We start from the raw sequence: 8,694 nt of genomic DNA on the forward strand, positions 1-8,694 counted from the left end.
CCCGTCAAGCGTGATGAGCTGGTTGAGGCTTTCGGAAGCGGGATCCTCGACTCCGCAGGGCAGATCGACCGCAAGGCCGTGGCCGCCATCGTATTCCGGGATCCGCAGGCCACGAGCCGCCTCAACGCCATCACTCACCCCGCGATTCTGCGCGAGCTGGCCGAGGGCATCGCCGCACTTCGCCTTCTCCAGAGCCCTCCAGAAATCGTGGTCGTCGAGATCCCGTTGCTTGCCGAGGCACCCGCATTCGCCGAGGTCGCCGACACGGTGCTCGCGATTGAAGCCCCTGAGGGAGATCGCGTGGAGCGCGCGGTCATGTGGGGTCGCGACGAAGGAGACATCCGCCGAAGGATGGCGCTTCAGGCCACCGATGCCGAAAGGTCGTCGCTGGCTGACACCGTCATCGTCAATGACGGCTCGGTGGAGGAGCTCTTCGGCAAGTTGGATGAGTACTGGGAGCTTGTGACCTCTCGTGGCGCGTAGCAGCGTATTCGCGTGGTACCGGTGGGTGATCATCGGTGTATTGGCGCTCATGGCCGCGGCCGCGTTCATGCATCTCAGAGGCCCAGACGAGTGGCAGCGCCTCTACTACCGCCTGCCCGAGGAGCACATCGCGCTGATCGCGACCTCCGCCGAGCGCCACAAGGTCAACCCCTACCTCGTCGCAGCGATCATCCACGCGGAGTCTAGCTGGGAGTCGGATGCGGTCTCCTCGGCAGGTGCGGTCGGGCTGATGCAGATTCTGCCCTCAACCGCAGGCGACCTCGACCACTTGGTGGCCGTCGATCCCGACCCCACGGCGGCTGAGCTCAAGGACCCGGCCACCAACATCGAGTTCGGGACAGCGTACTTCCGCTTCCTGGTCGAGAGGTATCATGAGATCGAACCTGCGCTGGCGGCCTATAATGCTGGACTGAGGCATGTCGATGATTGGGTGGTCGAAGGAGACGATATCAGGGATGCGATCAGGTTCCCGGAAACGCGTCACTACGTGCTACGAGTCGTGCGCGCGCAGGAAGCGTACGAGCGTCTGTACCCCGACGCCTTCGACGCCGGACGCTAGGGCCTGCCGATGAACGCCGGACACCATGGCGGCCCGGCCGCGGTGCAGCGGGATCACTCGGGGGAGCGCAAGTTTCGCGTCGTCTCCCAGTTCGAGCCTGCCGGCGATCAACCCAAGGCGATCGCCCAGCTCGCCGAGGGTATCGAGACGGGCCTTCGGTATCAGACGCTGCTCGGGGTCACCGGCTCGGGGAAGACGTTCACGATGGCCAAGACCATCGAGGCGATCCAGCGACCGACCCTGATCATGGCGCCCAACAAGACGCTCGCGGCCCAGCTCGCGGCAGAGCTCAAGGAGCTCATGCCCGACAACGCCGTCGTCTACTTCGTCTCCTACTACGACTACTACCAGCCCGAGGCGTACGTCCCTTCCACCGATACCTTCATCGAGAAGGACGCGTCGATAAACGCCGAGGTCGAGAAGTTGCGGCACGCCGCGACCGCCGCGCTGCTCTCGCGCCGCGACGTGGTGGTCGTAGCCAGCGTGAGCTGCATCTACGGCATCGGCTCCCCGGAGGATTACGCCGGGATGGCGGTCTTCGTCACCGTCGGCGATGAGCTCGACAGGGACCTGATGATCCGGCAGCTCATCGAGATCCAGTACGACCGCAACGACTACGAGCTCGGCCGCGGATCGTTCCGCGTGCGCGGCGACACGATCGACGTCTTCCCGCCATACGCCGACCACCCCGTGCGCGTCGGGTTCTTCGGCGACGAGATCGAGAGCATCGCCGAGATCGACCAGGTCACAGGCGAGGTGCTGCTGACGTACTCGTGGCTACCGATCTGGCCGGCCACCCATTACGTGACCGCACCCGACAAGCTAGCCGAGGCAGTGAAGACGATCCACGCCGAACTCCAGCAGCGACTCGGTGAGTTGCGTGCCGAAGGGAAGCTGCTCGAAGCCCAGCGGCTCGAGATGCGGATCACCTACGACCTGGAGATGCTGGAGACGATGGGCTTCTGCTCCGGGATCGAGAACTACTCCCGACACCTCGATGGGCGCGAAGCCGGCGAGCCAGCGAACACGCTACTCGACTATTTCCCCGAGGACTTCGTGTGCTTCATCGATGAGAGCCATGTCACAGTGCCCCAGATCCGTGGCATGCACGAGGGCGACAAGTCGCGCAAACTCACGCTGGTGGAGCACGGTTTTCGCCTTCCAAGCGCGCTCGACAACAGGCCGCTTCGGTTCGACGAGTTCGACGCCAGGGCCAAGCGCATAGTCCACGTCTCAGCCACCCCCGGCGACTACGAGGGCCGCGTTGCGCAGCAGGTGGTCGAGCAGATCATCCGCCCGACGGGCCTCGTCGACCCACAAGTGGTGGTGCGCCCCGTCAGGGGCCAGATCGACGACCTAATCGCCGAGGTCAAGGAGCGAGTGGCGCGCGACGAACGCACGCTGGTCACAACGCTTACCAAGAAGATGGCCGAGGACCTCACCGACTACCTGTTCGAACAGCAGGTCAACGCGCGATACCTGCACTCGGACATCGGCACGCTGGAGCGCATCGACATCCTGCGCGACCTGCGCCTAGGACACTTCGACTGCCTCGTGGGCATCAACCTGCTGCGCGAGGGGCTGGACCTGCCGGAAGTCTCGCTCGTGGCGATCCTCGACGCCGACAAGGAAGGCTTCCTTCGCAACCACCGCTCGCTCATCCAGACGATAGGGCGCGCCGCCCGCAACGTATCCGGGCAGGTCATCCTATACGCCGACAAGATGACGGAATCGATGCGGGTCGCCATCGAGGAGACCGACCGCCGCCGCGAGCGACAGATCGCACACAACACCGAGCACAACATCGAGCCGCGGACGGTGCGCAAAGCGATCGCCGACATCGTGCAGTACGTGCGCGAAGGCGAGGCGCAGTACACCACCGCCGCCGAGGCCGCCAAGGAGCTCTCGAAACTGCCGCACACCGAGGTGATGCGGATCATCTCGACGCTTGAAGAGGACATGCTCTCGGCCGCCGAATCCCTCGACTTCGAGGCAGCGGCCAGATTGCGCGATCAGATCGTGAAGTTGAAAGCCGAGGTAGAGCGCTCCACCGAAGGTGAAGCCATCGAACGCCTCAAGCAAGGCGCCCGCAAGGGCTCGGCCTTCGGCAGGTCGAAGAGGAGACGTTGAGGGACGAATGAACGACCAGGGGACTGATGTGGCTGCGGCCGAAGTGCTGTTGCGTAGGATGATGGGCGGGATGCTCACTGTGGTCGGGGTGGCGGCCCTCTATATTGGACAGATTGCAGCCATGTTTCTTCTTCCGGAGCTTGGCGGCAGATTGATCCATGCGGCGATCTACTACCCTTGGACTCAGAACTTGCTAAGCTTGATTCCACTGTTGATTTCCTTCGTTGTTGCTGTCCACGCTCCAAAGGGGACACCGCTCATCCTAAGGACGGTTGGGCTACGATTGGTGAGTCGTTCAGGTGCGGCGGAGCCCAGTGCCCGCCAAAGGATTCTGCGCTGGTTACTGCTGGTGCTCACGGTGATGCTCGCAGGGCTTCCGCTGGCGGTCATGTTCCTTCGAGCCGATAGACGAGCTGTTCACGACGTGTTTTCTGGGACGAATGTGACTTGGACCGCCGGTGATTGAGTTCGCATAGAGCGAGCACGCACCGTGCTACAATCCGCTGGGAGTCGAGGACGGCCTCACAGATGAAGAGAGGACCCGATGGCATCAGCCGCAATCGAGTGCAAGAGTCTCACCAAGTACTACGGCAAGGCTCGTGGTATCGACGGACTCGACCTTAGGGTCGAGAAGGGGACGACCTTCGGGTTCCTCGGCCCTAATGGGGCAGGCAAGACGACGACAATCAGGTGCCTTCTCGGGATGTTGAGGGCTAACTCGGGAGAGGCGTTCGTCCTAGGCGAGAAGGTGCGTCTCGATGGAGCGGCGCTCAGGCGGCGAATCGGTTATGTTGCCGGTGAGGTCAAGTTGTACGACAAGGAGACGGGGCGCTGGCACATCGACTACCTTTCCCGCTTCCGGGGAGGCCATGGCGTACTGACCGATCAGCTCATTGAGCGGCTACAGTTCGACTCGACCCGCCGTGTGCGTGAGCTCTCGAAGGGCAATCGCCAGAAGCTTGCACTCATCCTGGGCATGATGCACGACCCCGAGCTGCTCATGCTCGACGAGCCCACTAGCGGCCTGGACCCGCTCAACCAGGAAGTGGTGTTCGACATCATCTCCGAGCGCGTTGCCGCTGGCTCCACGCTGTTCCTCTCAAGCCACATTCTCTCCGAGGTCGAGCGCGTGTGTACAACCGTAGGAATCATCCGAGAAGGCCGGATCGTCGTCGAGGACCGGGTCGACACCCTGCTCAAGCAGCGACGGCGGCACCTGGAGGTGACCTTCCGCGATCCCACCGAGGCATCCGTGCTCGAAAGCGTGCCCGGCATCGCCGAGGTGCAGACTCTGGCACCCAACAGATACTCGGCGAAGGTGCGCGGCGACCACGTCGATGACCTGCTGAAGCTCCTCGCCCTTCACTCGGTCGAGGACTTGTCGCTGGAGCACGCGTCCCTGGAGGACGCCTTCGTCGACTACTACCGCAGCGATGAGGGAGGCCGCCAGTGAATCTCAACCTCTTCCTCACAACCTTGTATCAGCGCAGGATTGGGATGTTCTGGTTCTCTTTCGGCCTCGTGGCGTATTCATGGTTGATGGCGTGGACCTGGACGTTCTTCGGCGACATGTACGAGCAGCTTCTGGAGACGATGCCGCCCGAGATGATAGCGGTCTGGGTTCCGGAGGATCTCGAGGCAGGCACACTGGGCGGGTACTTCCAGACCGAGTACCTGGGAGTCATGTGGGTGCTCATCGTTGCTGTGGCCATCATCATATTCGCCGTGAAATCGATATCCAGCGAAGTCGCCGAGGGCACCATGGAGCTTCTGCTCGCTCAGCCCATCGCACGCCTTCAGTTCATCGTGACGCGCATCGCGGCGATGTTCGTGTACGCAGCGGTGTTGACCACAGCCACCTTCCTGCCGATCCAGATCCTGGGTCCCACCTACGACATCGAGATCCCCGGCAGGACCATGGCGCTCCTCTACGCCACCAGTTTCCTTCTAGTGGCCGCAATCGGCAGTTTCGCGATGATGCTCTCGGCAGCTATGCGGAGTGGCGGGCGTCCCGGCGCGATAACAGGGTCGCTGCTCGCGGCCATGTGGATCATGCAGGCGATCGCGCCCTTCGTCGAAGTAGTCGAGGACCTAGAGCCAATCAACCTGCTCACCTACTGGCAGCCAGGCGACCTGATCAACGACGGGGTAGTGATGGCGAGCAGTTGGTGGGTCTACGGCGCAATAATGGTCGTGTCGCTTGTTGTGGCCGTCGTCGCCTTCCTGCGTAGGGATCTCACATAAAACTTGTGGCAGGATGATTCCTCCGCACGCAGAACGGGAACACTAGATATCAATGACTGGTGTTGTTCTCGACAGGAGGTCGGTAGATGGGTTCGAACGACAAGTTCATGCGATTCCTTGCTGCCTGGGCGCTGGTGCATGAAACCGCCGATGAGGGCTGGAAGGCCGCGGTAGAGCGCGGCGTGGACGTGACTCCCGAGGCCATGAACGCTGGCCCGGAAGCGTTCGTCGACGGGCTCTCGGCGATAATCTTTGATGAGAAGGAGCGCCTCAAGACAGAGCTCGCTGCCGGAGCCGCTGAAGACGGGGGAAGCGCAGCCAGTGAGGGCGAGCGCATCGACGAGCTGCGCTTCGAGATAGCCGAGCTTAGAGGGCGCATCGAGTCGATGAACGCGACGATGGACAGGATCGCGTCGAGCATCGCCCCTGCGAAAGGCTAGGCCCCCGTGCCGGGGCGTGGTTTTCAGATTGCAAGCGTCTTTATTCGCCGAGGGCTCCTGGCGGCTCTCAGCTCGGGCTTCGGGCTTCTCGGCACGGAGAAGAGGCGGACGTCGTTCGCTCGGCAGATGAGGATGGCGTGCGAGGAGCTTGGCCCCACCTTCATCAAACTGGGACAACTCGCATCTGTCAGGCCCGACATCTTCCGGGCGCAGACGGTCTTCGAGCTAGAGCGTTTGCAGGACTCGGTGCCATCAATCCCTGTGGAGCGTGTCCTCAAGGTGATCGAGGAGGAGTTCGGCGCCCATCCTGACGAGCTATTCGTCGAATTCGACAGGAACCCGCTGGCCTCGGCATCGATAGCGCAGGTCCACCGCGCGAAGCTCGCGCACCCCGCACGCACGACCGGCGGCAAGGAGTTACCGGCTGGGACCGACATCGTCGTCAAGGTCGTCAAGCCCGGCATCGAAGACGTCATCGAAGCCGACCTGGCATTCGCGCGCCGAATCGCGGAGGTGGTCTCCAAAGCTGGACTCAGCCGGCGGATCGATCTCGTCGGCACCTTGGACGAGTTCGGGGACTCCCTCAGGAGCGAGATCGACCTTCGCAACGAGGGTCGGGTCGCGGATCGCTTCGGCTTTGATTTCCGTGAGGATCCGCTCGTGGTGGTGCCTGGGATGGTCTGGTCGCGCTCGACCCGTCGGGTTCTCACAATGGAGTTCGTCGAGGGCTGGCGCCTCACCGATCTCACCGAGGCGGAGCGCACTGGTGTCGACGCCTACGGCCTGGCATTGCACGGTGCCGAGGTATTCATGCGCCAAGTCCTCGTGTTGGGTAGGTTCCATGCGGACCTGCATCCAGCCAACCTGTTCGTAACCCCTGACTCGCGCATCTGCTATCTGGACTTCGGTATCGTGGGGCGGACAGAGCCAGCGCAACGCATCGCGATAGCCCAGGTGTTGGCGGCCACCGTGTACGGCGACGCCGACCGGGCGATCCGTTACAGCGGCGAGCTGGGCTTACATATCCCGAAGGACAAGCGGGCAATTGTTCGCGACAGGGTCGCCGAACTGATGGGAAAGACGATCGGCCGAAAAGGCAACTCCGACATCCGCGGTTTCGCTGTAGGGTTCCTGTCGATACTCGGGGAGTTCGAGATCAAGATACCCGCGGGCTACGGGCTGCTCGTGAAAGCCCTGGTCACCGTGGACGGTGTCAGCCGCTCGATCTATCCGGACATCGACATCGCCAAGGCGGCGCGCCCCTATGCGACACGGCTGATCGCCCAGGAGATGTTGCGCCCGGCGCGGATCTATCAGAAGGTACCGGATGTGATGCGGAGCGTCATCCGCGTTATTGCGGAATGACTTCGACAAGCACTTTGCGCTATCATCTTTTCCTTTAGGCCACAACGGCGTATCCTGACCGAGTCGGGTGACGCCTTTCGGCATCAAGAGATACTTCCACTGAGGTGGTACTAACTTGAAAGGAAGCGACGTGTCAGATAGCGCCAGAGCAGAAGTCATCGAAGCCATCAAGAACAGTGAGATCGAATTTATCCACCTGTGGTTCACGGACGTCCTGGGATTCCTGAAGACATTCGTGATCTCGGTAGATGAGATCGAACCTGCAATGACAGAGGGAATGGGCTTTGACGGCTCCTCGATCCAGGGCTTCGCCCGCATTCAGGAGTCGGACATGATTGCGCTGCCCGACCCATCAACGCTCAAGATTATGCCGTGGCGTGAAGAGGGACAGCTCGTCGCGACGATGTTCTGCGACATCATGATGCCCAATGGTGAACCGTACGAGGGTGATCCCAGGTACGTACTCAAGCGCACGCTGCGCAAAGCTGCCGAAATGGGCTACACGTTCTACGTCGGGCCCGAGCTCGAGTACTACTACTTCGCCGATGACAGATCCACTGAGGTGCTCGACAAGGCTTCCTACTTCGATATGACTACTCGGGACATCGGCGTGGATCTGCGCAAGCAGACGGTGCGCTCTCTCAAGAGCTTCGACATCCAGGTCGAGTACAGCCACCATGAGGTCGGACCCAGTCAGCACGAGATCGACTTGCGCTACGATGAGGCCCTTCGGATGGCAGACATCGTCATGACCTACCGTCTCGTGGTCAAGGAGGTCGCACAGGAGAACGGGGTGTACGCGACTTTCATGCCCAAGCCCATGTACGGAGAAGCGGGCAGTGGGATGCACGTGCATCAGTCGTTGTTCCGCGGCAACAAGAACGCCTTCTACGATGCTGGCGATCCGTTCCATCTTTCGGCGGAGGCGAAGGCGTACATAGCCGGTATCCTGCATCACGCCCCGGCGATCACAGCCATCACCAACCAGTGGGTCAACTCATACAAGCGCCTCGTTTCAGGCTTTGAGGCTCCCGTCCACATCTGCTGGGCGCACAGGAACAGGTCAGCACTGATCCGTGTTCCGATGTACAAGCCCGGCAAAGAGGCCGCTACTCGGATAGAACTTCGCTCTCCGGACCCGGCTTGCAACCCCTACCTGGCGTTCTCGGTGATGCTGGCTGCCGGATTGGACGGCATCGAGAAGGGCATGGAGCTAGCCCCAGATGTTGTGGATGACGTTTACGAGATGAGCGACAATGAGCGCGCTGAGCGCAACATCGGCCGCCTTCCCGGCGATCTCAACAACGCCATCAAGGCACTTGAGGGTAACGAACTGCTGAGAGAGACGCTCGGAGGCCCGCTGTTCAGCTGGTACGTGCGCAACAAGAAGATCGAGTGGGACTCCTACCGCAGCAGAGTCACGCCGTGGGAGATGGAGGAGTACCTGCCGCT

The 8,694-nt window shown here is 61.8% G+C and carries 9 protein-coding genes; all 9 read left to right on the top strand.

What is annotated here, in order from left to right; translation table 11 throughout:
* Window positions 1–483 (top strand): dephospho-CoA kinase (coaE, locus tag M1617_06900; protein MCL5887998.1); only part of this gene is annotated, 483 nt, incomplete at its 5' end.
* A gap of 25 nt (window positions 484–508) precedes the next feature.
* Window positions 509–1,063: a lytic transglycosylase domain-containing protein gene (locus tag M1617_06905; GenBank protein MCL5887999.1), complete on the top strand. Its 555-nt coding sequence runs from the start codon at window positions 509–511 to the stop codon at window positions 1,061–1,063.
* 9 nt (window positions 1,064–1,072) lie between these two features.
* The gene (gene uvrB, locus M1617_06910; GenBank protein MCL5888000.1) at window positions 1,073–3,193 is read left to right on the top strand and encodes an excinuclease ABC subunit UvrB; all 2,121 of its coding nucleotides are present in this window, start codon (window positions 1,073–1,075) and stop codon (window positions 3,191–3,193) included.
* Between the two features lie 7 nt (window positions 3,194–3,200).
* A complete protein-coding gene (locus tag M1617_06915; protein MCL5888001.1) occupies window positions 3,201–3,659 on the top strand; it encodes an RDD family protein in 459 nt (152 codons plus the stop codon).
* A gap of 78 nt (window positions 3,660–3,737) precedes the next feature.
* A complete protein-coding gene (locus M1617_06920) occupies window positions 3,738–4,646 on the top strand; it encodes an ABC transporter ATP-binding protein (protein ID MCL5888002.1) in 909 nt (302 codons plus the stop codon).
* Window positions 4,643–5,437, top strand: coding sequence for an ABC transporter permease (locus tag M1617_06925; GenBank protein MCL5888003.1), 795 nt, complete (start codon window positions 4,643–4,645; stop codon window positions 5,435–5,437). Before M1617_06920 ends, M1617_06925 begins: the two co-directional genes overlap by 4 nt.
* 86 nt (window positions 5,438–5,523) lie before the next feature.
* Entirely contained in the window at window positions 5,524–5,877 is a 354-nt protein-coding gene (locus M1617_06930; GenBank protein MCL5888004.1) for a hypothetical protein, read from the top strand.
* 6 nt (window positions 5,878–5,883) lie between these two features.
* Entirely contained in the window at window positions 5,884–7,242 is a 1,359-nt protein-coding gene (locus tag M1617_06935; GenBank protein MCL5888005.1) for an AarF/UbiB family protein, read from the top strand.
* Window positions 7,243–7,372: 130 nt separating this feature from the next.
* The coding region (locus M1617_06940) for a glutamine synthetase family protein (protein MCL5888006.1) at window positions 7,373–8,694 on the top strand (1,322 nt) is incomplete at its 3' end.

It is taken from the genome of Actinomycetota bacterium, from assembly GCA_023488435.1.
Classification (GTDB): Bacteria; Actinomycetota; Coriobacteriia; order Anaerosomatales; family UBA912; genus UBA912.